At 56.7% G+C, this 24,453-nt stretch carries 22 protein-coding genes, 1 tRNA gene and 1 pseudogene; 13 read left to right on the forward strand and 11 right to left on the reverse strand.

Annotated elements, in window-relative coordinates:
- Positions 1-100 precede the first annotated feature (100 nt).
- Both nac and cbl read left to right on the forward strand, forming a co-directional pair.
- Positions 101-1,018 (forward strand): nitrogen assimilation transcriptional regulator NAC, encoded by a 918-nt coding sequence (gene nac, locus IM294_RS15060; protein WP_028013742.1) that lies wholly within the window; start codon positions 101-103, stop codon positions 1,016-1,018.
- A 96-nt stretch (positions 1,019-1,114) separates the two neighbouring features.
- Positions 1,115-2,065 (forward strand): HTH-type transcriptional regulator Cbl, encoded by a 951-nt coding sequence (gene cbl, locus IM294_RS15065; RefSeq protein WP_126818422.1) that lies wholly within the window; start codon positions 1,115-1,117, stop codon positions 2,063-2,065.
- 48 nt (positions 2,066-2,113) lie between these two features.
- Here the strand turns inward: cbl and IM294_RS15070 are convergent, their stop codons facing one another.
- Positions 2,114-3,034 (reverse strand): LysR family transcriptional regulator, encoded by a 921-nt coding sequence (locus IM294_RS15070; protein WP_126818423.1) that lies wholly within the window; start codon positions 3,032-3,034, stop codon positions 2,114-2,116.
- Between the two features lie 141 nt (positions 3,035-3,175).
- On the opposite strand from IM294_RS15070, the gene IM294_RS15075 reads away from it, so the two are divergent.
- The 7 genes from IM294_RS15075 to IM294_RS15105 all read left to right on the forward strand — a co-directional run bounded on the left by IM294_RS15075 (position 3,176) and on the right by IM294_RS15105 (position 8,528).
- Positions 3,176-3,565, forward strand: a complete 390-nt coding sequence (locus IM294_RS15075; RefSeq protein WP_126818424.1) for a RidA family protein — start codon at positions 3,176-3,178, stop codon at positions 3,563-3,565.
- Positions 3,566-3,613: 48 nt separating this feature from the next.
- Positions 3,614-4,573 (forward strand): zinc-binding alcohol dehydrogenase family protein, encoded by a 960-nt coding sequence (locus tag IM294_RS15080; protein ID WP_126818425.1) that lies wholly within the window; start codon positions 3,614-3,616, stop codon positions 4,571-4,573.
- 277 nt (positions 4,574-4,850) lie between these two features.
- Positions 4,851-5,057 (forward strand): hypothetical protein, encoded by a 207-nt coding sequence (locus IM294_RS15085; RefSeq protein WP_063154982.1) that lies wholly within the window; start codon positions 4,851-4,853, stop codon positions 5,055-5,057.
- A 753-nt stretch (positions 5,058-5,810) separates the two neighbouring features.
- On the forward strand, positions 5,811-6,071 hold the full coding sequence (locus tag IM294_RS15090; RefSeq protein WP_126818426.1) for a hypothetical protein: 261 nt from the start codon (positions 5,811-5,813) through the stop codon (positions 6,069-6,071).
- Positions 6,072-6,210: 139 nt separating this feature from the next.
- Positions 6,211-6,708: a hypothetical protein gene (locus tag IM294_RS15095; protein ID WP_126818427.1), complete on the forward strand. Its 498-nt coding sequence runs from the start codon at positions 6,211-6,213 to the stop codon at positions 6,706-6,708.
- A gap of 3 nt (positions 6,709-6,711) precedes the next feature.
- Positions 6,712-8,277: a colicin E3/pyocin S6 family cytotoxin gene (locus tag IM294_RS15100; protein ID WP_193360361.1), complete on the forward strand. Its 1,566-nt coding sequence runs from the start codon at positions 6,712-6,714 to the stop codon at positions 8,275-8,277.
- Complete coding sequence (locus IM294_RS15105) at positions 8,274-8,528, forward strand: pyocin S6 family toxin immunity protein (RefSeq protein ID WP_063154979.1); 255 nt, start codon at positions 8,274-8,276, stop codon at positions 8,526-8,528. Before IM294_RS15100 ends, IM294_RS15105 begins: the two co-directional genes overlap by 4 nt.
- A gap of 99 nt (positions 8,529-8,627) precedes the next feature.
- Here IM294_RS15105 and IM294_RS15110 read toward each other — a convergent pair.
- The 7 genes and pseudogenes from IM294_RS15110 to IM294_RS15140 form a co-directional block, all read right to left on the reverse strand.
- Positions 8,628-8,954: pseudogene (locus tag IM294_RS15110) on the reverse strand (Arm DNA-binding domain-containing protein).
- Positions 8,955-9,070: 116 nt separating this feature from the next.
- Positions 9,071-9,146 (reverse strand) — tRNA-Asn (locus IM294_RS15115).
- 164 nt (positions 9,147-9,310) lie between these two features.
- Entirely contained in the window at positions 9,311-11,500 is a 2,190-nt protein-coding gene (locus IM294_RS15120) for a TonB-dependent siderophore receptor (protein WP_028013734.1), read from the reverse strand.
- Between the two features lie 26 nt (positions 11,501-11,526).
- Complete coding sequence (locus tag IM294_RS15125) at positions 11,527-12,852, reverse strand: lysine N(6)-hydroxylase/L-ornithine N(5)-oxygenase family protein (RefSeq protein ID WP_126818429.1); 1,326 nt, start codon at positions 12,850-12,852, stop codon at positions 11,527-11,529.
- Positions 12,849-14,591 carry an IucA/IucC family siderophore biosynthesis protein gene (gene iucC, locus IM294_RS15130; RefSeq protein ID WP_126818430.1) on the reverse strand — a complete coding sequence of 581 codons (1,743 nt, stop codon included), beginning with the start codon at positions 14,589-14,591 and terminating at the stop codon, positions 12,849-12,851. The genes IM294_RS15125 and iucC overlap by 4 nt, the downstream gene beginning before the upstream one ends.
- A complete protein-coding gene (locus IM294_RS15135) occupies positions 14,588-15,535 on the reverse strand; it encodes a GNAT family N-acetyltransferase (protein ID WP_126818431.1) in 948 nt (315 codons plus the stop codon). Before IM294_RS15135 ends, iucC begins: the two co-directional genes overlap by 4 nt.
- On the reverse strand, positions 15,535-17,277 hold the full coding sequence (locus tag IM294_RS15140) for an IucA/IucC family siderophore biosynthesis protein (protein ID WP_126818432.1): 1,743 nt from the start codon (positions 17,275-17,277) through the stop codon (positions 15,535-15,537). The genes IM294_RS15135 and IM294_RS15140 overlap by 1 nt, the downstream gene beginning before the upstream one ends.
- A gap of 138 nt (positions 17,278-17,415) precedes the next feature.
- Here IM294_RS15140 and IM294_RS15145 point away from each other — a divergent pair, with 138 nt between their 5' ends.
- Positions 17,416-18,627 (forward strand): MFS transporter, encoded by a 1,212-nt coding sequence (locus IM294_RS15145; RefSeq protein WP_126818433.1) that lies wholly within the window; start codon positions 17,416-17,418, stop codon positions 18,625-18,627.
- Here the strand turns inward: IM294_RS15145 and mtfA are convergent.
- Positions 18,624-19,421, reverse strand: coding sequence for a DgsA anti-repressor MtfA (mtfA, locus tag IM294_RS15150; protein ID WP_126818434.1), 798 nt, complete (start codon positions 19,419-19,421; stop codon positions 18,624-18,626). The genes IM294_RS15145 and mtfA overlap by 4 nt on opposite strands.
- 189 nt (positions 19,422-19,610) lie before the next feature.
- Here mtfA and IM294_RS15155 point away from each other — a divergent pair, with 189 nt between their 5' ends.
- From IM294_RS15155 to IM294_RS15165, 3 genes are all read left to right on the forward strand, one after another.
- Complete coding sequence (locus IM294_RS15155) at positions 19,611-19,757, forward strand: DUF2256 domain-containing protein (RefSeq protein WP_072001212.1); 147 nt, start codon at positions 19,611-19,613, stop codon at positions 19,755-19,757.
- Positions 19,754-21,283, forward strand: coding sequence for a cryptochrome/photolyase family protein (locus IM294_RS15160; RefSeq protein WP_126818435.1), 1,530 nt, complete (start codon positions 19,754-19,756; stop codon positions 21,281-21,283). Before IM294_RS15155 ends, IM294_RS15160 begins: the two co-directional genes overlap by 4 nt.
- Before the next feature lie 90 nt (positions 21,284-21,373).
- A complete protein-coding gene (locus IM294_RS15165; protein WP_028013727.1) occupies positions 21,374-22,273 on the forward strand; it encodes a LysR family transcriptional regulator in 900 nt (299 codons plus the stop codon).
- Here the strand turns inward: IM294_RS15165 and IM294_RS15170 are convergent.
- A complete protein-coding gene (locus IM294_RS15170) occupies positions 22,248-23,036 on the reverse strand; it encodes a substrate-binding domain-containing protein (RefSeq protein ID WP_049000091.1) in 789 nt (262 codons plus the stop codon). The two genes, IM294_RS15165 and IM294_RS15170, sit on opposite strands and share 26 nt — an antisense overlap.
- A complete protein-coding gene (locus IM294_RS15175; RefSeq protein WP_100170017.1) occupies positions 23,033-24,346 on the reverse strand; it encodes an MFS transporter in 1,314 nt (437 codons plus the stop codon). Before IM294_RS15175 ends, IM294_RS15170 begins: the two co-directional genes overlap by 4 nt.
- Positions 24,347-24,453 lie beyond the last annotated feature (107 nt).

The raw sequence follows: 24,453 nt of genomic DNA on the forward strand, positions 1-24,453 counted from the left end.
GCGAACAATTCAGACCGCACGGTAAAAGTGGCATTCATATTGCAAAACCTGTTCAACAACGACAGCCGGTTCCGGCAATGCATTTCGAACAGGGGGCAAAATGAACTTAAGACGACTGAAATACTTCGTAAAAATCGTCGATATCGGCAGCCTGACTCAAGCGGCAGAAGTGCTGCACATCGCGCAGCCTGCGCTGAGCCAGCAGGTGGCTACTCTGGAAGGCGAGATGGATCAGCAGTTACTGATCCGCACCAAACGCGGCGTCACGCCAACGGAAGCAGGCAAGATCCTGTATACCCACGCCCGCACTATCCTGCGTCAGTGTGAACAGGCGCAGCTGGCGGTGAACAATGTGGGCCAGACCCTGAGCGGGCACGTTTCTATCGGGCTGGCGCCGGGAACGGCGGCGTCCTCTATCACTATGCCGCTTCTGCAGGCCGTGCGCGCTGAGCTTCCGGAAGTGCTGGTCTATCTGCATGAAAACAGTGGTTCTGTACTGAATGACAAGCTGCTCAACGGCCAGCTGGACATGGCGGTCCTTTACGATCGCTCCCCGGTTGCCGGGATCACCAGCCAGCCGCTGCTCAAGGAAGATCTCTACCTCGTGGGCACCCGCGACTGTCCGGGCCAGAGCGTCGATCTTACCGCCGTGGCAGAGATGAACCTCTATCTGCCGCGCGACTACAGCGCCGTGCGCGTGCGAGTGGACGAAGCGTTCTCCCTGCGCCGTCTGACGGCCAAAATCATCGGCGAAATCGACTCAATCTCCACGCTGACCGCGGCCATTGCAAGCGGAATGGGTGTCACCGTACTGCCGGAATCCGCCGCGCGCTCGCTGTGCGGTGCGGCAAACGGCTGGATGGCGCGGATCACCACGCCTTCGATGAGCCTGCCGCTGTCGCTGAACATGTCCGCTCGCGGCTCGCTGTCGCCTCAGGCGCAGGCAGTAAAAGAGATTTTGATGTCGCTGGTCAGCAAGCCATCGCTTGAGAACCGTGAACTCCAGCTCGTGAGCTGATATTCCATAAAAGCATAAGATGCTGGTTTTTATTATTTGTTCTGCAGCTCGGCTGACTCTAACAATAGAGCTATGTCAGATGCGCCGGAGTGAATCGTGAATTTCCAGCAACTTAAAATTATCCGTGAGGCGGCCAGGCGGGACTACAACCTGACCGAGGTCGCCAATATGCTTTATACCTCTCAGTCCGGCGTCAGCCGCCATATCCGCGAGCTGGAAGAGGAGCTGGGCATAGAGATCTTTATCCGCCGCGGCAAGCGGCTGCTCGGCATGACGGAGCCGGGTAAAGCATTGCTCACCATCGCGGAGCGGATCCTCAACGAGGCCAGCAACGTGCGTCGCCTGGCGGATCTTTTCACCAACGATGCCTCCGGCGTGCTCACCATCGCCACCACCCACACCCAGGCGCGCTACAGCCTGCCGCCGGTGATCAAAGCCTTCCGCGAACTTTTCCCTGACGTCCGTCTGGAGCTTATCCAGGGCACGCCGCAGGAAATTGAAGTGCTGCTGCAAAACGGTGGGGCAGATATCGGCATTGCCAGCGAGCGGTTGAGCAACGACCCGCTGCTGGTGGCCTTTCCCTGGTTCCGCTGGTACCACAGCTTATTGCTTCCGGTCGATCATCCGCTGAATCAGGTTTCACCACTGACGCTGGAAGCGATCGCGAAATGGCCGCTGATTACGTATCGCCAGGGCATAACCGGACGCTCGCGCATAGACGAGGCCTTCAACCGTAAAGGATTAACGCCGGACATCGTGCTGAGCGCGCAGGACTCTGACGTGATCAAAACCTACGTCGAGCTGGGTCTGGGCATTGGCCTGGTGGCGGAACAGTCCAGCGGAGAACGCGAAGACGGGAACCTGGTGCGCCTGGATACGCGGCATCTGTTTGACGCCAATACCGTATGGCTGGGCCTGAAGCGCGGGCAGCTGCAGCGCAACTATGTGTGGCGCTTTATCGAGCTGTGCAATGCCGGGCTGTCGGTGGACGAGATCAAACGCCAGGTAATGGAGCCGGAAGAAGTAGCGATTGATTATCAGATTTAGGTTCGGGCTTGCCAGGTAGCGCTGCCGAATCAGGGGGCAGGGATGTCGTCACTTATTGTAAGTTGTGGGGACATGCCGCTGCATCAACTCAACGATCCAGTCAATAAAAACGCGCAGTTTAGCGTTGACATGGCGGTTAGGCGGGAATGCCAGGTACAGGGGCATTGGAGCGATACGCCAGCGTTCAAATAGCGGAATCAAGGCACCGCGAGCCTGATGTGCTGCCGCCATATAGACCGGCAGCGCAATCACGCCCAATCCCGCTAGCCCAGCTTCGAGGTAAGCATTGCCATCATCCACTGCAAGCACATAGCTGCCCGTTATTTCAATGCGTTCACTCTCACAGCGCAGTACCAGAGGATCAATCTTACCGGTGCGTGAGGACAAGAATCCCACGATGCGATGGTCCGTGTTTTCCAGCTCTCGCGGATGCGCGGGGGCACCGAGGCGTTCCACATAACTCGGTGCGACGTAAACACCGATTTGCAAATCGCCGACATGGCGCGCGATCAGTGACTGGTCATTGATTTCGCCACCCCGCAGGACGCAATCCACGTTGTCGCCGATCAGATCCACCACCCGGTCACTTACGCCCATGTCAAACTGGATATCAGGGTAGCGCGCGTGAAAAGCCGGTAGCGCGGGCACCAGCACAAGGCGGGCGAGAGGAGTGGGCACATCCACCCTTAGGCGTCCCCTGGGCGTCATCGCCGCACTGGACAGGCTGTTTTCAGCATCCTCCATGTCCGCCAGCAGGCGGATAACGCGCTCGTAGTAGACCGCGCCATCGGGAGTGACGCCGAGCCTGCGGGTGGTGCGATGGAGCAGCTTGACGCGCAGGCGCGCTTCCAGCTGCTGAATAAGCTGCGTCACCGTGGTTTTGCTCATATGGAGCGTTTGGGCAGCCTTTGTGAAGCTGCCTGCCTCCACCACGCGAGCAAAGGCGCGCATCGCATCGAAACGATCCATCCCATGTCCTCTCTTTTCACCGATTGTTTGGATATTACAAACAATGATGGACAAAGTCGCTTGTTTATCCGCCCGATCTGGCGCCTGTAAAGTGTCTGTATGTTCAACGGGCAGAGTTCGCCCCATTACAAAGGTACACATATGACAATACGCGAAGCCGTTTTTCCCTTCGGGCGCCAGGCGCTCTATGAGCGCAATCGCTATTCACCCGCCATCAAATCTGATGGCTTCTTGTTTGTTTCGGGGCAGGTGGGTAGCCGGGAAGATGGTTCGCCTGAAGAGGATATAAAAGCGCAGATCCGTCTGGCGTTTGATAACCTTAATGCTGTTCTCACGGCTGCGGACTGCACGTTCGATGACGTGGTTGACGTTACCCTTTTTGTTGTCGATCCCGAGTCAAACCTCGACGCTATCTGGAGTGTCCTGCCAGAATACTGGGGGGAAGCACCTTACCCAACCTTGACCGGGATCGGCGTGACGTGGCTGTACGGATTCCAGTTTGAGATAAAGGTGATTGCCAGGCTACCCTGAGCGTTACGGATCTTTCTGACGGTCAAAAGACGAGACAGAGGAAAATTTATGAAGGCAGCGGTTTATGACGAGGAAGGCGCTCCCGGCGTCCTGCAATATGTCGATGTTCCGGATCCGGTCGCAGGGGCTGACGATGTGCTGATTTCAGTCGAGGCTATCTCAATTGAAGGGGGAGATCTGATCAACCGACGTTCAACTCCGCCGCCTTTTCCTTCATGGATCGTTGGCTACGCGGCCGCGGGGACGGTGGTTGCCGTCGGGTCGAAAGTCCGTAGCCGCAAGGTTGGAGACAGAGTGACTGCTTTTAGCATGCAGGGATCGCATGCGGAACGTTGGGCTGTGCCTGCGGAACGAACCTGGCTTATACCAGACGGAGTGGATGCAGCAGAAGCGGCGGTGGTGCCGATCTCCTTTGGAACCGCATATCACTGCCTCTTCACACGAGGCATGCTCCGGCACGGAGAAACCGTTCTGATTCAGGCAGCAGCGGGTGGCGTGGGGCTCGCGGCCGTTCAGCTTGCCTCACAAGCTGGCGCGACGGTCATCGCCGTGGCAAGCGGAACGCAGCGACAAAACCGGTTGCTGGAACTGGGGGCCGATCATGTTGTGGATCGTGTAGAGAATAACGTCGTGGAGAGTGTCCGACAGGTCACTCCTGGCACCGGTGTTAACCTCGTCATCGATCCGGTAGGGACGACGTTGCCTGCGTCGCTTTCTGCACTCGCGCCGGAAGGGCGTCTCGTTTTCGTCGGTAATGCGGGCGGTGGCAGCCTGACAGCCGACTTATGGCCGGCAATGCAGTCTAACCAGACGCTCATGGGGGTATTCATGGGCCCCCTTTTTGAAAGGCCTGAGGTTCGGGCAAGCGTGGACGAGATGTTGCAGGCTGTAGCGGCAGGGCGCATCAGGGTTGTCATTGACCGCATCTTCCCCCTGGCTAACGCCGCCGCCGCCCATGAATACGCCGAGACAGCGAAACCGCTTGGCCGTATTGTTATGAAGCCATGATGGGGGTTGACCTTAGCCTGGCCCCCACAATGCTCCCGATGCGGAAGCCGCCTCGCATTTCGTTTATCCGATCCGCCATAATTCTTTTAACCGTAAAAACAGTTTTTTATTATCAGCCTTCTTAGTGACGCAATTCGTTCCCACCAGCGCTGCCCTTCGATGGATAACGGCTCTCTGCCCACTTAATTACGAAAAGGAAATCACCATGAATCTGATGAATAACTGCACATCTCCTGGCATAAATGTTATATTAAAATATAATATTAGGAGGTGCGCTATGTATAAAACTCGCCTGAAAAAGGTCGGCGGATCCATCATGTTGGCGGTTCCTCCCGCCGTGTTGAAAACGCTGGAGCTGTCGACGGACAGCGAAGTCGGCATGACCATTAACAATGGCTGCCTGATCATTGAACCCCAAAAACGGCCTCATTATTCGCTTGAGGAGCTGCTGGCGCAGTGCGATCCGCACGCTGAAATGAGTTAAGAGGATCGAGAATGGATTGATGCGCCTGCGGTGGGAGAGGAGATTCTGTAAATGGACAGAGGGGAAATAAAAAGTTTTCACAGAAGAAACTTTGGTTTCCACAGAAGAAACTTAAATTTCCGTACAGAAAACTTTCTTCGTGAAATCTCTTTTAAATATAAAAGATTATGCCTCCTTAATACTATAATATGTTTAATAATCTTAACGGGGAGTGTGCCGGTGAAATGGCACCGTCTATTTTTCTGCTTTGTTTTTACTTGATGTTATGGACAGCAAGTGATTGTTTTATACAATCACGAAGCGCTGCTGATTTTTTAGTAAATATACAATTGTTTTTCCTCTACGTTATAGCGGCTACGCCGCAATCCTTTATGGATAAATCCATCATTAACAGGGATGAACCCTGTTTCAGCAATGTGATTGTTTTGGACAATCACGAAGTGCTGCTGCGGATATTTTTTTTCTGTAAACTTAAGAGTAAATGTTATATATCGAAAAAGGAACTGATCTTCAGTAAAAGGATTCTTTCCATATGCAATTAAATAATGGAAAATATGTTAGCCATTAAATCCCATTGGATATCAGCGTCAGGGCGTAGCCGTGCGGCAGCACATGAGCGTTAGCTCATAAGATAAATATCTTTTCAAAAAGTGAGTAATAAACAGGCAGTAAACCTGTTCTGAAGGGTAAGTTAAATTGGATTTTCTTCAACAGGAAATGGTATTTTTTATATAAGATAAGGAGGAGCATAAAATGAAAGCTATAAAAATAATAAACATCTTTAAAGCGAAAGAAAACTTTCCCTTTATGACCTGTTTGATCACCAGCATGGAGGAAAATGAAAAAGGAATAAACCTCACGCTGGAAAGTGGTGAAAGCATCTGCATTAAAGATTACGGTTATTACTTACTGCCAGAAGCTGACGGTGATTTGTACAGAGAACAAATGATAAACAGCTACAGAAGGCTATTTTCTGAACTCTGCGAGATAAGTAAAGGGACCGTAATTCATTAATGCCCTGATCTGAATACGTCATCATTGTTGGTTTTATCGTTGGTTTTTTATAACCTCATGACAAACATCGCTTTTAAGTCAAATTTCAAATCGGTTAGTATTGCATCAACTTAACCACAAATATGACAGGGAAAATGGAATGGAGCGTCAATACGACAATGAACTGACCCCGGAACTGCTGGCAAGACTGAATCACTCCTCGTTTACAGCGGAAGAGCTGGCAGAGTTGGATGATGAAGTCCGTGCGCTGGTTGCAGAGCAGGAAGCATCCCGTCGCCAGCATCCGATTATTGCCATTTACCGACCGGCTGTAGCAGGATGTCTGACCCGGAACGGTGGAACGGGTGATGAGTTTAATCCTGATTCAGAGAAAGGACGCAAAATCCGTCTGAAAAATGGAGTCTGGGCGAGTGTTCTGACTGAAAGCTGTACGGTTTCTTATCCTGACGGTAGCCACGCCCGCATTGTCAGCAGTGCGGGAAATCGTAACAGACTGAATCGGCAAGGTGTGGCTGTGGTTGGCAGCATACTAGATAATGGTGATGAAATTATCAGCACTCCACAGGGAAGTAATATAATGATCGTCCGGGAAGGTGCGATGCTGCCGGACGATTTTTTGGTTACCCCTGGAGTGTAACCAATGGGATATCGCACAGAAAATTATGGACGCGGGCAGGCTTTTGAAAATGATAAAACGACGACCGGGGCAAGATGTATTGCCTCCATTAATGACAGCGAGTTTGATCGCCGGATAGTCCGGGTGGGAGATATGACTACGCCCTGTCCAAAATGTGGAGAACCGGGACGGATTATTAATGGCGAATCGCGGGTTGAATTCTTCGGAAAAGCTGTTGCAATGGACGGCTCTGAAGTCAGTTGTGGCTGTCCTCGTGGCACAAATCGTGTAATAGCCCCGGCGGGCCAATGGATGGGGAGGGGCAGAGATCCCGTTGATATCGCAAGGGAAGAACACGCAGCCAGAGTAGTTGCAGAGAGACAAGCAGAAGAAAAGCGACTGGCTGAAGAACGTGACCGCAATCGGGTATTCGCTAAATCCTGCCTTCGGGGTGAAGGTTGTAATGATGCCGGAGTAGATCAGGAGCCTCATACCAATTTCGCTGCGATGGCATTTTATCAGGCTGTACCACCTGCCGACCCTGCATCAGATAATGATGTTGTCCAGCACGCCCAGACTGCCAAGAAGAAGAAGCCTGCTGAAGATATTCCAGAGCCAAAGAAACGAAGCGCCCTGTATAAATGGTGGTTCGGTAATCATGAGGAAGTCGAATACCAGAGGGCAATAGCCGCAGCTACGAGTGCTGCCAATGTTCAAACGGCTGTTGAAGGTGCCAGTGTCCTTGGGTTGGTAGGTGGAAGTGCTATTACGTCAGGAACATGGGCTGTTCGTGGTGCAACGGCGGTAGGTGAAATAGCGGCAGCAGGTCACGGAGCGCCATTAGCTGCATTACTGGTAGGAATGTATCCCGGTAAGCTCAATGAGGGTGAGCAGGATTTTATTGATCGCATGAGACTTGAGCAAATGCGTGAAGCACCAAGCCGTGTGCGTTACACATGGGAACAGGATGATAAAGGTAATCCTGTTCCTCATGGCTGGCACACTCCACCCGGTAAAGATATGGTGCGTGTGCGCAAAATGGAGTGGGACAGCAGTCGAAAAGTGTATACGTTCACCACAGAGGAAGATCCGCGTATCACCATTATCTGGACGCCCGACAGTTCAGGTGTCAATGTTCCTTCAAATACAGGCAACCAGAACCCAGTAAGGATACCAAATCCGGTAGTTGTCGATCCGCTGCCAGAAAATACCAGTATTGAGGCAACGACCACTCCGACCCCGGAAGAGAAGAATTTTGCGGATTATATTCTTGTTCTGCCACTGCCTAATATTCCACCAATTTATATTTATCTGAATGCTGATCATAAATATCATGTGGCTTCAAAGGGAAATCCTCCATTACCTGCCTTCCCAGAAGCTAAAACGGCTAAAAAAAGAACCCCGGTTAAGGGCGGGGGATCATTGCGTTCAAGATGGAAAGATTCTAAAGGGCGTATCTATGAATGGGATTCACAACACGGTACGGTCGAAATTTATGATCGTTCAGGGCGCAATCATTTAGGCGAGTTTGACCCAATAACAGGTGAGCAAACTAAACCAGCAGATCCGACAAGAAAGGTAGAAAAATGACAATTGTTTATACTATTGATGCTTTCGAACGTGTAGATGAACTACTCGTCTTCGAAATCGATATACCAAAAGAAAAACTCCCGGAAATAGCTAAAGTCATGGTTTGGACGGATGAAGACTATAGTGACTTTACTGCAGGGATCGGTGGATGGGATCTTACCAGCCAACAGGTCAAGGCAATTGAGAAAATCTTGGATAAAAACTTTTTCCAAGAAGATTTAGATTTTCAAATATCAGGTGGGGAACTCTGAAATAGAGTTATCCTCGCTTTAAAGCGCGTTTTCAATTACCTATCCAACATAAGCAGCACAACACACCTTGTGTGCTGCTTCGTCTTTAAGCTCCTTAACCTAGGCCTGTTTCTTTGCATTAGGGTCATTGCCCTGAGCAAGAAGCCTTTTGGCCTCATCGCGTCGCTGTCTTGCGTCAGAAAGAGAAACAGCAGGGTAAGACACCTATAGAGAAGAGTTTTTCTTCCCTTCGAAACGATAGGCCATTTGCCAGTATTTCGAACCTTTAGGGGTAACACGAATGAACATACCAAAGCCATCAGTTAGCTTGTATTCCTTCTCAAGGGGTTTTGCATTTTTTGCTTTAATATCAGTCAGTGACATGAAAACGCCCCTCGCTTGTTGGTAAAAGGGAAATTGAACCAGCATTACCAGCATTTTTACCATCAAAATGATATGGCTTCGAGTGGTTTTTAGTGAACGAGGGCGAACGACTGAGAGGGGATAACCAATTGATAGAAATGCAGAAAGCAGACGTTAGTGAACGTCTGCTTCCCTTAAATTGGCTCCTCTGACTGGACTCGAACCAGTGACATACGGATTAACAGTCCGCCGTTCTACCGACTGAACTACAGAGGAATCGTGTGAACGAGGCGCATATTATCGACCTCGGTACGCCTTGTCAAAGGGTGAAAACGCGCTTTTTGTTCGTTTGCCGACTATTTCAGCAAATCGCTGATTTTATAGCAAATTCGCGTTGAAATTACACAACGAAATGCGCCGCCCGCAGGCGGCGCGAAGGATCAGAACAGCACGGAGTAGTTCAGACCAAACGTACGTCCTCGGCCTTTGTAGGTGTACAGGCCTGGTGCACCGTAGGTTGGGCTATACAGCCCCGGCGCGCGCTGGCCCCAGGCGGTGGTGTAGTCTTTGTCCAGCAGGTTTTCCACGCTGAAGCTGACTTTCCCCACCGGCAGGGCGTAGCTACCCAGGAAATCGACCGTGTTATAGCCATCGATCTTCTTGCCGTCAGCGTCAGACACGTCAAAGGTCTGCGTGCTCTGCACGCGCAGGGTCCAGTCGCCCGGCGCCCAGTTCACCCATGCGCTGGCTTTCGACGGGCTGGCGCTGTCGACCGTCAGCTTCTCCCACTTCCCGTTTTCGCGGGTTTCAGACTTGATGGCGTTAAAGTTCGCGCCGGTGCTCCAGTCGCTGTCGGTGAAGAAATAGTCCACCTGGCCTTCAATCCCGTAGATACGACGCTTGTCGTCTTCCAGGTTGATGGTCATATCCGTCTTGTTGATGGTGATGGTTTTATCCGAGAGCGAGTAATACGCTGCGACCTGCGTGCGCAGGTTGTCACCGGTGAAGCGCCAGCCCAGCTCGTAGGCGTTGACCTTGATGCCGTCCAGCGTTGAGTCGTTGACGTTCACGCTGTTCAGCAGGCGATAGTGGCCGTTGCTGAGTTGGTAGGTGCCGGAGCCGTAGTACTTCGCCAGGTCAGGAATTTCAAAGCCCTGGGAGAAGTTAAACCACAGCTGTTGCTGTTCGGTCAGACGACCGAGGATCCCGGCGTTAAACAGGAAGTTGTTGTAATCGGTTTTCCCGCCCGGCACCGCGTCGGCGGAGGTGGCTTTCCCGGTGGCGATGGCTTGCTGCTGGGCGTAGCCAACAAAATCATCCACCTTGTTTTCGGTGTACTGGTAGCGCACGCCGCCGCTCAGGGTGATGGCGTCAATGTCGTAGCTCGCCTGCAGGAACGGGGCGAGGTTGGTGATGCTGTAGCCCGGATAACGGCCCACGTTGTAGGCGTTGTCCAGCTCCATGCCGCCGCTCGCCGCCGCTTTGCTCAGGTCAAAGAACTGCTGGTTGGCATCGAACGTTTCGTGGTCGGCATCGACACCCCAGGTCAGCGTCAAATCGTCCACCGGCTTGCTGTTCAGTGTCAGCTTGCCGCCGTAAAAATCGGTTTTCTGCTGCGACGCGCCGATGCTGCTCACCACGCCTTTGGTCAGGGTCGGGAACGGGTAGTAGGTCAGGCTCTCGTCACGGTAGTAAATCTGCGCGACCAGATCCTGGCCCCAGAAATCAGTATTGGAGTACTGCAGGTTAATCAGATGGCGCTCGGTGCCCGGCACGCGGTCAGAGTCGAGATTATCCTTGTTGTACGCGGTGGCATCGCCCGTTACCGCCGAGAAGTTCTTCCCGAGATACAGCCCATGCTTGCCGTCGGATTCGCTCTTGTAGTACTGGGTAGTGAGCTGCAACTGCTGGTGATCGTCGATGTTGAGGGTGCCTGTTCCCATCACATCAATACGGTCGGAATACTGTAGGCCGGTCTGGGTGTTGTCGATGATCACCTCGTCGCCGTTGCCGTCATACCAGCCGCCGTAGCGCTGATACGACACCGACAGACGACCGGAGGCGTTGTCGTTGCCGCCGCTGACCGCAGCCGACACGTTCTCATCGTGGTCGTTGTGGCTGTTAAACCCGCTTTTTGCTCCGGTCTGGAACTCAACTTCGGTCTCCGGCTGGCCCTTTTTGGTGACGATGTTCACCAGGCCGCCGGTGCTGCCGCCGCCGTACAGTGACGTGGCGCCGGAGATGACTTCGATGCGGTCAATGTTGAACGGGTCGATGGAGTCGAGCTGGCGGCTGTCGCTGCGGGACGAGTTCAGGCGCACGCCGTCCACCATCACCATCATGGAGCGGCCGCGCAGGTTCATGCCGTAGTTGGTACGCCCCTGGCTGCTGACATCCATACCCGGGATCAGCTGCGCCAGCACCTCTTTAATCTCTTTCCCGCCCTGAACCTGCTGCTCGATCTCAGAGCGTTCAATGACCCAGGTGGTCTGCGCCATCTCGGCCACGCTGCGGTGCGCGCGGCTGGCAGAGACCACGATATTTTCTTCCTTTTGTTCTTCCGCCCACGCAGAGGTAGAAAGCATTGCAAGCAAGCAAGGATTTAAAACCCAAAGATGAGAACGTTTCATTGTTATGTTGATCCTGATTGTGTGTGTCAGTACTCAGTGGTTTTTGCTAACGATTTAAAAACCTGGCTGCTCTCCGGACTGGTGGTGCTCCGCCAGTGGATAACGCCAGGGGTGGTGGCCAGTTCAAACGGCTCGTCGGCATGTGCGCGATTCAGAATTCGCGCCGCGCGCCAGGCCATCAGGCTGAGCTGGGGTTCGGCAATGCCGAGACGGTGCATCCCGGCGTTCACGGCGAACAGGCGGTTGCTCTGCGGACCGTCCCATTCGAGGGTGAAATCGTTGTTAATGCAGAACGCTTCGTCCGCATCCAGATGCAGGCGGTGAGACAGCGGCGCGAGGAACGCGGGCTGCACGGCGCGGTAGCCAGTGGCGAAAATCACCACGTCGCTCTCCAGCTGCTCGTGGCCGCCGTCGAGGTGATGCTGTATGCTCAGGCGCTGACCGTTTTCCTGGCGCGTCAGGGCCGTCACCGAGCGGGACGGCATCAGGTGCGCCCAGGGTTTTTCACGCAGCACTTCGAAGCGGTGGTACATGGCGCGGTAAATCGCCAGCAGTGACTCGGTGGTGATGCCGTCGGAGGTCATCTTCTGCTCGTGCAGCATCTGTCGACGCGCCTCTTCACCGAGCGTGGAGAAGCTGTCCACGTACTCCGGCGTGAAATACTCGTTAGCAAAGGCGGCTTCATCCAGTGCGTTGTAGTTATTGCGGCGCGAGACCCAATTCAGGCTCAGCGGCTGGCCCCATTCGCCGCGGAAAATATTCAGGAACAGGTCGGCGCCGCTCTGGCCGCCGCCGACAACGGTGACGCGCTTGCCGGCGAGATCCGGCGTGCGCAGCATCATCTCGCTGGCGTGGAAGCAGGTATCGTCCTGCGCCGTGACGCAGTCAGGCAGGTTGATCTGTTTGCCAATCCCCACGCAGACGTGGCGCGCCAGGAAGCGGTCGCGCTGGGTCACCACCTCAAACAGGCCACGTTGCTCATCAAAGCTCACCTGCTGCACCTGCTGGCTGAAGGCGAGGTTGGTGAGGTTGTCCGCCGCCCAGCACAGGTAGTCGGCAAACTCTTCGCGGGAAACCGTGCGCTGCTCGGTGGTCAGGAAGCGGTAGAACTTTTTGCGCTGCACCAGGTAGTTCAGAAAGCTGTGGCGGTTGGTCGGCTCCACGGCGCTGACCAGATCCTTCAGGAAGCTGGTCTGCATGTGGCAGTCCGGCACCATCATGCCCGGGTGCCATGAGAAGTGCGGTTTACGCTCAAGGAACAGCGAGCTAAAGCCGTCCAGACCTTCTGCGAGGGCGGCGACGCTGAGGTTAAACGGGCCAATACCAATGCCGATGAAATCATAGGTTTTCATTGCGCGGACTCCCGGGAGGCCAGAAAAAGAGGGTTATCAAGATCGGTAACGTAGTTCGGCAGCATGCGGCTGCCGCCGTCGTGTTCGGAGAAGGTCAGTTTGACCGGGTTAAGGATCACCCGAATAATCTGCGGCTTAAACAGATCGAATTTCGCAAAGCGCTCCGCAAGCTCCGGGTGCGCGGCCATATAGCGGTGCAGCACCCCGGCGAGGATCTGATAGAAACGCATTTCGCTGACGCCGCTTTGCAGCGTGAGGCGTGAAATAAAGCGCAGCACCGTCACAAAGTTGCCGGTTTGCAGGTCGTGGATGATGTAATCCGCGCTCAGGCGCGCCGTCACCGTTTTTACCTGCTCCGGCAGGCTCTGCGCCTGTGGGAAATCCTCCTCCACCAGGCGCATATCGCCCTGGAAATCCTTCAGCAGGATGCGCTGCGGGACGTAGTCCTTCATCACCAGCGTCACGTTCTGGCCGTGGGCAATCAGCGCCACGCCGTAGCGGCAGAGCAGGTGGTAGAACGGGATCACCGTTGCCTCGAACAGCTTTTCCAGCCACGCTTCGGCGCTTAACCCCGAGCGCGTGATCCACGCGTCGATCAGCGGACGCCCGGCGTTGTCGGTTTCCATTAGCGCCGCCATCAGCACCGCCTGTTCGCCGTCCTGCAGATAACAGGATGGGTTCTCGCGCCAGATCACGCCCAGCATCTCCTGATAGCGGTAGGGCGCTTTCGGCAGCGCCGCGTAGCCCGGATGCGACAGATACCCGGCGGCGGGTTCGCCAAGCACCTGCGCGCCAGAGCGGATCAGCGTGGCGTCAGCGGCGAACTGCTGCTGCAGCCAGCGCGAGGCCAGAGGACCGGCGGCAATGTACTTGCCCGGAATGCCGCGATAGCAGGAGGTGTTGTAGATGGTCAGCGGCAGCTTGATGTCATACGGCGCGCGACGGCTGGCGTTGGTGAGCGTGCGCAGGGACTGCTGGGCCAGGTACTCATCGCCAAACTCGCCCAGCTCAACCATTTCACCGCGCGCCAGCTGCGCAAGAAAATGAATGGCAATTTTTTGCTGCCACTGCCACGGGTGCAGCGGCACGGGCAGCCAGCCGTCGTCGAGACCCAGCGCCTGCCAGCGAGCGTCAAACCGGGCGCGCTCGGCATCGTCCATGGTGCTGGCCAGCAGAGCGTGAATGTCGCAATCGGCGTCGCTGCTCCAGACCAGATGTTCACGCTGGACGGCGACCCAGTGCAGGCGGAAGCGCCCACGGTATTCCGGCGCGTACAGGCGCAGCGCGTCCAGACCCCAGCCGCGGCGGCCTTTGTTGAAAATAAACTTCGGGTGGCCGCTCATCAGACACTGTAATTCGTCCGGGTCGAGGTGGATCAGCGCGTCCGCGTCCAGCGCTTCACGCGCCTGCAGCAGCTGCATGTCGCCGCGCAGCGTGGCGTAGAGATCTTCCATGTGCTCCGCCGTTTGCGCGTCGCTCATCTCCAGCACCGTCGCCAGCTGCAGCAGCGCGCTTTCCGCTTCCACGGCGGCGCCGCTGGCGGTGGTCAGGCTGTCCGGGTCGATATGCAGCCAGCCCCAGATCCCGCGCGCGGCGCGAAACTGCCAGCACTCGTTGCCCATGGCGATGTGCCAGCCGTCCGATGAAACCGGCTCAGCGCGCAGGGTGCGTTCGTATTCCAGCTCCGCGAGGATCTTCGCCACCATCTCGCGGTTCACTTTCTGCCAGAGCGCGTTCACAGGCCCACCTCGCTGAAGAAGCGGTGACGCTGGCTCATGATGAGGCGCGAGCGCTTGTGCGGGAAGTCGAACTCTTTCACCGTGTCGAAACCGGCGGATGCCAGATGGCGGAACAGGCGCTGGTTGTCGAAGCGCGGCTCGGCCACGATGCGCGCGGTGCGCGGTTCATCGAGATACAGATAGTGGCTCAGGCCGCGCAGCCAGCTGCGGATATACTGCGCGCCGCGCCAGTTTTCTTCGCCCACCAGCATGTGCAACCCGCGGTCAAACGGCTGCCAGCGGTAGTGGCGGCCAATGCGGTCTTCTGCCGCCCAGTAGAGTTCAAAATAGCCAAACGGCTGGTCGTCGAAGCAGCCGATAACCGGGTAGCAGTAGGTCGAGTCAAGCTGGCGGCGCAGGTAGTTTTCCTGTTCGGCCTGCGGGCCCGCCATCTCCCAGAAGGCGTTCACGCGCGGGTTATTCATCCATTGAGTGAAACGCTCGCCGTCCAGCGCCACGTCCGCCACGCGGAAGCTCAAAGTGCGCTTGATTTGCGGATCGTAACGGCGATAGACCTCGCCCTGTGGGCGACGAGGACGCAGCGGGAAGTACAGCTGACGGCTCTCATCAAACTGTATCCCGCCGCTTGCCTGCGGACGTTCGCCTTGCAGCCACAGCGGCAGCTGCCAGAAGGTTTCTCGCGCCAGATAATCCCCGTGGGCCTGGCTAAACAGCACCTGCGCCTGGGGTTCATCCTGCCAGTCCGCCCACGGCAGGGTAATGCCGGTCAGGGCCGGCGCGGCAACAAACAGCTGATCGAGGGCTTCCACCAGCCAGCCGGCCGGGATCCCGGTCAGGCGCTCCAGCACCGCGCTGCCGTCAAGACCCAGCGTCAGCGGCAGGTTTTGTTCCGTTGCGGTGCAGCGAAAGCCGTAGCCGGAATGGACGATATTCGCGATGGCCATCACGCCTTCTCCTTGTAAAACGGGTTGCTAAAGTCGAAATAGATCACCGCCGGATCGACGATGGTGTTCTCATTGCGATCGTGCAGGTAGCAGAAGAAGTTGCCTTTGCAGTTCCAGGTCGGGCTGTCGAGCACGTAGTCGAGGCAGCGGGTCTGCTTCGCCGTCGTGCGCAGCCCGGCCAGCGCGTCACGCACGCGGGACATCAGGTGCTCTTCGCTGTCGAAACCGGCGGCGGCGAGAGCGGCGGTGACCGCAAGGGTGGAGTTCAGCAGCAGGTAATAAGGGAAGTAGCGCAGCAGCTGGCTTTCACCGAAGCGGTTTTCCACGTCGGTTTCGCCCGCCTCTTTCAGCCACGCGTCGGCCCCTTCGGTCCAGGCGCTGCCCTGGCAGTCGCGGTAGATCAGCCCGACGGGGAAATCCTGCTGCATCTCAACGAGGATATTTTGCTGGTGCGCCAGCAGCACCAGACCGTAGTCCGCCTCGGCGCTGAACAGCGGAAGCAACACGCGGTCGCAGTAGGCGTCCAGCCAGCAGCGGGCGGCCTGGGCGAGCGGTAAATCCAGACGCTGGCTAAGACGGCGTACCGCTGCGGCCAGCAGGCTGTCGCCGCCGTCAGGCGCGGCCTGCGTCAGGCTGACCAGCACGTTGGTCTGGGTGTCTGGCGTATCGAACAGCAGGTTAACGCGCAGGGCCATCAGGCTCTCTTCCTGAACGACGCCGCTTTCATCACGCAGTCCCGCCCAGCCGTCTTCCTGCATCACGCGCATGGTCGGGTAGCGGGCCTGTAAATCTTTCCAGCGTTCTGTTTTCGCCAGCCGCGCCAGGCGCATACCTCGCTTAACCTCTTTGACCGACAGCGTGCGCACGGAGTTGGTCAGGCGCACGCTGAGGGAGAACTTAATCATGTCGCTGTTGGTTTCGCTGTACAACGAGCGTGAGGAGCTGGTGGGCAGCCACTGTGCGCCCGCTTCACCCAGGTCCTGTAATGAACCGTTTGCCGCCAGACGCTGACACCAGTCCTGCTCCAGCAGATAGTCGGCCTGCCACGGATGCATCGGCAGCAGCCAGCGGGTGTCGGTGAAGTGGCCGAGCAGTTCGGGCGCGCTCTGGGCGGCGAAGCGCAGCAGACGCTCGCGCAGGGAGACGTTAAGGCTGTCGCCGGCAACGAGCGTGCTCTCAACGGCAAACCAGCGCAGCGGGAAGCGGGAGCCGAAATCCGGCAGATACCGGCGCGCCTCGGTTTCGTTGAACGGCTCGTGGGATTTTGGCGCAGGATGAAACGCGTGGCCCACCAGCAGCGCCTGTTCCGCTTCGGCAAACGTCAGGGGCTTGTCGCGCAGCGTTGCCCAGCCGTGGCGCAAATCAATCGCCTGCCAGGTATGGGCATGGCTTTCCAGCGCGCGCTGTTTAAAACGCGTCAGCGTATCGGCATCCAGTGAGCCTTTTACTGAGGGTTTTTCAAGAATTAAATCAATCAGTTGAGTGAAAGTGACGGCGTCACCACTGTCGCTATCGCTCTGAATAAGCGTTGCCGGGAAACGGTACTGATGGTGCTGGGTTGGGGAGAAATAGCGTACCGGAACCCGAAGGGCCTGGGAGGAAGAGAGTGGAATATGAATGTGCGCTAACTCATCCGCTGCGGCTGCAGGGAGATAGCGCCAGTCCTTCGTTTCGCGTAACAGGGCGTTTAAAAAACACTGGGCTGCAACGTCTGTACCGGCAGAGCGGGGCAGAGCACGCATAGATGTACCTCATTCCATGACTGATAATAATTCTCGTTATGATATTCATTCTGTTTACAGTGGCAACTATTTTTGCAATATTTGTTTTCATTAACTTCATAATTTCCACACATTTATTGACACTATGTTCACATTTTCATGCGCGCTGATTCTGAAACGTTGACCGAAAATATCACCTCCAAAGCCAACTGGCCCCTGGCGCTCTGCGCGGGCCTGCTGGGCATCGGGCAAAACGGTTTGCTGGTCATGCTTCCGCAGCTGGTGACCCTGACCGGACTTTCACTCTCGGTCTGGGCCGGGCTGCTGATGTTCGGCTCCATGCTTTTCTTACCCGCGTCCCCCTGGTGGGGACGCCAGAGCGAGCGCCGCGGCTGTAAGGTCGTTATGGTGGCCTCCCTCAGCGGCTATCTCGCCAGCTTTGGCGTCATGGCGTTGGTGGTGTGGGCGATGGCGGCAGGGAGGCTGGAAAGCACCTGGGGGCTGGCGGGGCTGATCCTCTCGCGTCTGCTGTATGGCCTGACGGTGTCGGGCATGGTGCCTGCCGCGCAGACGTGGGCCATTCAGCGTGCGGGCCGGGATAAACGCATGGCGGCGCTGGCAACCATCAGTTCCGGCCTAAGCTGCGGCCGCCTGCTGGGGCCTCCGCTGGCGGCGCTGATGCTCAGCGTTAACCCGGTCGCGCCGCTCTGGCTGATGGCGATCGCGCCGTTAATCGCTCTGCTGCTGGTGCTGCGGGAGGTGGCGGATCCGCCGCTGCCGCCGGTGGCACACCAGGCGACCCGTCTGCAGATGTCCATGCTGCCGTTCCTGCTGCTGGCGATGCTGCTGGCGGCGCTGGTGAGCCTGATGCAGCTCGGCCTGTCACCGCACCTCAGCCCCTTGCTGGACGGCAACGCCCGGGATATCAGCCATCATGTTGCGCTCCTGCTGAGCCTGGCCGCGCTGGCTACGCTCGCGGCGCAGTTCCTGGTGGTTCGTCCGCAGCATTTCAGCCCGCTGACCCTGCTTTGCATGGCGGCGGTGCTGATGGTGGCTGGGCTGGCGCTAATGTGTATCGCCGAACTGGCGCTGTTCTATGTGGGGATTGCTATCACTTCGCTCGGCGCGGCAATGGCAACGCCGGGCTATCAGCTGCTGCTGAACGATCGCCTGACCACGGGGAAGGGGGCGGGCGCTATTGCGACCAGCCACACGCTGGGCTATGGCGTCAGCGCGCTGCTGGTGCCAGTTGTGACGCGCTTTTTCGGCGAACACTATTTAACGACGGCGGCCTTTGGCGTGGCGGCGCTGTTTTTAGCGCTGAGCATCGGGGTACGGTTAACCGAGCGTACCCCTGTCGAAAAAAATTAATGGACGTGGTGGGATGAAAAGCCGCCAGCGCCCTCATTTTGCCGCAGGCGCTGGAGCGGATCCTGCTGATAAAACTGGCTGAAACGCTGCCACAGCGCCGGGAAACGGGGCGCGAAGAGTTCGGGGGCGCTGAAGAAGTACTCCGAGAGCACTGCAAAGCACTCGGCGGGGTCAGTTGCCGCATAGGCATCAATGCTGGCCGCGCTTTCGCCCACCAGATCGATCTCATCCTGGATGTTATCCATTGCCGCATGCAGGTCGTGCTCCCATCCTGCGACTTCACGTAGCGGAATAAAAGGCACGCCGCTGGCGCGATCCCCGTTGCGGGTATCAAGCTTATGCGCCACCTCGTGAATAATCAGATTAAAGCCCGAGGCGTCGAACGAGTCCTGAATGTCGAGCCAGTTGAGGATAATTGGCCCCTGCTGCCAGCTTTGTCCGGACTGCACCACCCGCTGGTTGTGTACCAGCCCGATATCATCCTCCCACTCGTCATCGACGACGAACGGTGCAGGATAAATCAGCACTTCATGAAAACCATCCAGCCACTCAATGCCGAGCTCCAGCACCGGCAGGCAGAAAAGCAGGGCGATGCGGGCGTTTTTCAGCGGATCAAGCTCGAACCCCTGCAGCGGCACCAGGCGTTTTTGCTGCAAAAAACGATCCGCCATCTGAACCAGCTTCGATTGTTCATCCGGCTTAAGATTCGCCAGAACAGGGATCGCCAGCGCGTCATCCCACGGCAGCGCCATATCCCGGCCAGCCTCATTCGTTTTCCAGGGCCACTTAATCATCGCTTTGCTCGCAAACTCGTCACTTGAACACAAAGGGGAACGTTATCATTGCAACACTTACAGCCCGAATAAACTATCATTTCGTACGTAGCGGTGGGTAGCGCTTTGCAGGCATCACCTTCATTTTGTGACGTCTGTCGTAGCCTTTATCCGCAGGTGGGGTGAATAAATCAGTACGGTATTGAAAAGATGAGCGATTTCAAAGGCAACAAGCAGGACCTGCCCAGTCGGCTGTGTGTGCACTGCCAGCGGCCCATGACGTGGCGCAAAAAATGGGCGAAATGCTGGGATGAGGTCAAATACTGTTCCGAGCGTTGCCGCAGGAGCCACCGTTGACCGAGCTGCGCCTGATCCTGGGCGATCAGCTTAATCCGCATCACAGCTGGTTTGATACCTGCAGTCCGAACGTCATTTACGTGATGCTGGAGCTGCGGGCGGAAACCGCATACGTGCTGCATCATGCCCAGAAAGTTATCGCTATCTTCGCCGCCATGCGGGCGTTTGCCTCAGCGTTGAAAGAGAAGGGGCATCGGGTAAGGTATGTCCGGCTCTCTGACGGTTCAAACCGCGGCGCGCTGGAAGACAATCTCAACGCGCTTGTTACGCATTACAGCGCCGGAAGGGTGTTGTGGCAGGAGCCCGACGAATGGCGTCTTGATGCGCAGCTGCAGGCGTGGGCGAAAACAGCGTCCGTCGAAACAGCCTGCGTCAGCAGCGAGCATTTTTTCACCCCCCGGGACGCGGTAAGCGCGTTTTTTGCGTCGCGTAAAAGCTGGCGAATGGAATACTTTTATCGGGAAATGCGCCGTCGGCACGGGATTCTCTTGACCTCTGAAGGCGAGCCGGAAGGGGGGAAATGGAATTATGATGCTGAAAACCGCAGGCGCTGGTCGGGCGAGCCGTCCGCGCCGGGTGACTCGCGCCCCCGCCACGATCGTTCAGCCTTGTGGGCAGAGATCCAACGCTGCGGCGTAAAGACCTTCGGCGAACCGCAGGCAGACAATTTTCGCTGGCCGCTCAACCGTTCGGAAGCCAAAGCCAGTCTGGATGCGTTTATTTCTCACGTGCTCCCGCAGTTTGGAAACTGGCAGGATGCGATGCACGCGGAGGAACCTTTTCTTTTTCATTCGTTAATTTCTTTTGCGCTGAATACCAAAATGCTTAATCCCCGGGAAGTGGTGGCCGCCGCCCAGCAGGCTTGGCGTTCTGGCCACGCGCCGCTGCCTGCCGTTGAAGGTTTTATCCGACAAATTCTCGGCTGGCGGGAGTACGTGCGCGGGATCTACTGGTCGCAAATGCCGGGCTATCGCGAGCTGAATGCCCTGGAGCAGCACGCTCCGCTGCCGGACTGGTTCTGGACGGGCAAAACGCAGATGCGCTGCCTGGCGCATGCCGTTGGGCAATCGCTTACCGAGGCTTACGCCCACCATATCCAGCGCCTGATGGTGATCGGGAACTTTAGTCTGCTCAGCGGCCTGTCGCCGCAGGCGGTTCATGAGTGGTATCTGGGGGTCTATATTGATGCGTTTGAATGGGTGGAGCTGCCCAATACTCTCGGCATGAGCCAGTTTGGCGATGGCGGGTTACTGGCCAGTAAGCCCTATGTCTCAAGCGCATCCTACATTCATAAGATGAGTAATTACTGTCAGGGATGTCGGTACCAGCACAACCAGCGCACCGGAGAGCTGGCGTGCCCGTTCAATGCCCTCTACTGGGATTTCTTTGCGCGCAACCGGGCGCGCCTCGGTAACAATCCCCGCCTGGGCATTGTCTATAAACAGCTTGCGGATATGAAGGAAGAGGAACGGCAGGCGATTGCGGACCAGGCCGGGCGCATTCGCCTCAATCTCAACGACCTCTGACCTATTTCAACACCGCGCCGGTTGCGGAAGGTCAATAAGACGCTATTATTTTTGACTTTGTTGCTTTCCCTGACAGGACATCCAGACGCTATGCCCGTGAATTTCGACCTTAACGATCTCTATGCCTTCAGGGCGTTAGTGGAATACGGTAACTTCCGTGTCGCCGCTGAATCAATCTGCATATCCCAGTCGGCGCTGAGCCGCAGAATCGAAAAGCTGGAAGCCGCGCTGGGAACCAGGCTGTTTGACCGAACCACCCGCCGCGTCGCCCTGACGTTATACGGGCAAAACTTTGCTGAACGCTCAGCACAGCTGCTCGACAACGTAGAATCAATGCTGGCGGATGTCGATAAGGCCAGTGAAGAGAGGACGGGGCTGATTACGGTCGCCGCGGTACCTTCCGCCGCCTGTTACTTTATGCCTGATGTGATCCGTCGCTTTCAGTCCCGCTTTCCGCGCGTTCGCATTAAGCTCATCGACAGCAGCGCGGGGAATGTGATTGACGCCGTGGCCCGAAGCCAGGCGGATTTTGGCATCTGCTTTGCGGGAAACTTGCCGTCTGAAATTGAATTTTTCCCGCTGGTAGAGGATGTCTACGTTGTGGCGTGCAGAAAGGACCACCCGCTGGCGCAGAAGAGCCACCTGACCTGGCAGGCGTTTTACCAGCAGGACTATATCTCCCTTGATAAAACGTCGGGGAACCGCAACCTGCTGGATCGGATGCTGGGGGATATCATTCCCGAGCGCCCCAGCGTCTGCGAAACGCGCCACGTCACCACGATGCTCGGTATGGTAGAGGCGGGGATCGGCATTGCCGCCGTTCCCGCCATGTCAATGCCGACCTCAGAGTACACGCCGCTGACGCATCTGCCGCTGGTGGCGCCGGAAGTTAAACGTACCGTGGGGCTTATCCGGCGCCGGGGGCGCATCCAGTCTTATATCGCGGCTGAACTGGAAAAAGAGATCACCGAGCGGTATCGCCGGACGTAACGGGGATCATCCCCGTCTTCTCGATGACGGCGCGTGAGGGCGGTGAGGCGAGATAGGTCAGCAGCGCTTTCCCCTCGTCAGGATGTTCAGCGTGACGGGTGACCGCACCCGCGAAGCGCGTGATGTACTGCAGATTATCCGGGATTTTACCGATAAAGGTGACGCCCTGAACCGGCAGCAGCTCGCTCACCTGCTGGAAGCCCACGGCGTATTTCCCTTTTGCCACTTCCGAAGCAACCGGAATGCGTTCGACCATCGTTGCTTTAGCCGCCGCCTCCTTTTCAATCCCTAGTTTCTTGAACAACGTCTGGCTGACATACCTGCCGCTGGCGCTGTCTGAATAGGCGATGGAGCTGGCCTGAAGCAGCGCGTTACGTAGCGTCGCCTCGCTGCTGATATCAGGGACATCCGCCCCTTTTTTCACCACCATTCCGACGGGGGAGTCCGCAAGTTCGGTTCGCGAACCCGGCTGGGTCTGGCTGGTTTTTTCGAGCTTCGCCAGCGCATCGCCCACCATAATCACCACGTCGGCTTTCTCGCCGCGCGCGAGCCGGTTTGGGATCGCCTGCGGCGTAGCGCCCATTGACGGACCGGGAATAATCACGATGGTATCGCCGGTCTGGCGTTCATATTCCGGTGCCAGCTTTTCAAGGGCGGCTTTGAAACCGCCTGAAATCATCACTTTCACCTCCTGAGCGCAGGCATTGGCGCTCAGGAACGTCAGCATCAGCGCGGTAACGGTATAACGAGAAGTGCGAGTCATGCGGCCTCCTGCGACTTAACGGTGTTTTGCACCGAAACCGCGCGACGACGGTAAAGGTAGAGGGTTGCCAGCAGGGCACACACCGCGGCGAAGCTCATCCAGTAGCCCGGCGAGGCTTTGTCACCGGTGTATTCAATCAGCGCGGTGGACATCACCGGGGTAAAGCCGCCGAAGATCGCCGTTGCGAGGCTGTAAGCCAGCGAGAAGCCCGCCACGCGGACTTCAGCGGGCATAATTTCCGTCAGCGCCGGGATCATCGCACCGTTATACAGCCCATACAGGAAGGAGAGCCACAGCAGGACGCTCAGCATCATGGAGAAGCTTGGCGCATCAGCCAGCAGCGTCAGGGCCGGGTAGCTGGTGGCCAGCGCCAGCAGGGTCATGGCAATCAGCACCGGTTTACGCCCGAAGCGGTCCGACAGCGCGCCGCCCACCGGCAGCCAAATGAAGTTAGAGATCGCTACCAGCAGCGTGACCAGCAGGCTGTCCGAGGCGCTCAGCATCAGCACTTTTTTGCCGAAGGTTGGCGCGTAGACGGTGATCAGGTAGAACGCGGTGGTGGTCATCGCCACCATCAGCATGCCCGCGACCACCACCTGCCAGTTGCCAAGCAGCGTTTTAAAGACCTGACGCATCTCCAGATGATGGCGGCGCGCGCTGAACTCTTCCGTCTCCTCCAGCTTGCGGCGCAGGAAAAAGATAAACGGCACGATTAAACAGCCGAACAGGAACGGGATGCGCCAGCCCCATTCACGAATGGCGCTCTCTTCCATCAGCGCGTTCAGGGCAAAACCCATCGCCGCGGCGACCATAATGGCAACCTGCTGACTGCCGGACTGCCAGCTGGTATAGAACCCTTTGCGGCCCGGCGTGGCGATTTCAGCGAGATAGACCGAGACGCCTCCAAGCTCCGCACCGGCGGAAAAGCCCTGCAGCAGACGGCCCGTCAGTACCAGCAACGGTGCCCAAAGCCCGATGCTTTGATAGGACGGGATCAGCACGATCAGGAAGGTGCCTGCCGCCATGATGGAAAGCGTCACGATCAGCCCTTTGCGGCGACCGACCTTGTCAATATAAGCCCCCAGCACAATGGCCCCGACTGGACGCATCAAGAAGCCCGCGCCGAAGACGGCAAAGGTCATCATCAGCGACGCAAATTCACTGCTCGCCGGGAAGAACGTGTGGGCGATGTAGGTGGCGTAGAAGCCGAAAAGAAAGAAATCGAATTGCTCAAGAAAGTTGCCGGACGTCACGCGAAGTATCGCGCCCGCCTTAGAGCGTACGGTTGCAGGTGAGGTTGAGGAAAACATGGTTATCTCCAGTTTATTGTTGACGTTTTACGCGTCTGTTTCTGAAAACTGGATCAGTGAGGGAAAATTAATAAGCGCAAATTACACATAAGCTGATGCGTGACATG

This window comes from Enterobacter cloacae complex sp. P43RS, from assembly GCF_014930585.1.
In the GTDB taxonomy this organism is placed as follows: domain Bacteria; phylum Pseudomonadota; class Gammaproteobacteria; order Enterobacterales; family Enterobacteriaceae; genus Enterobacter; species Enterobacter bugandensis.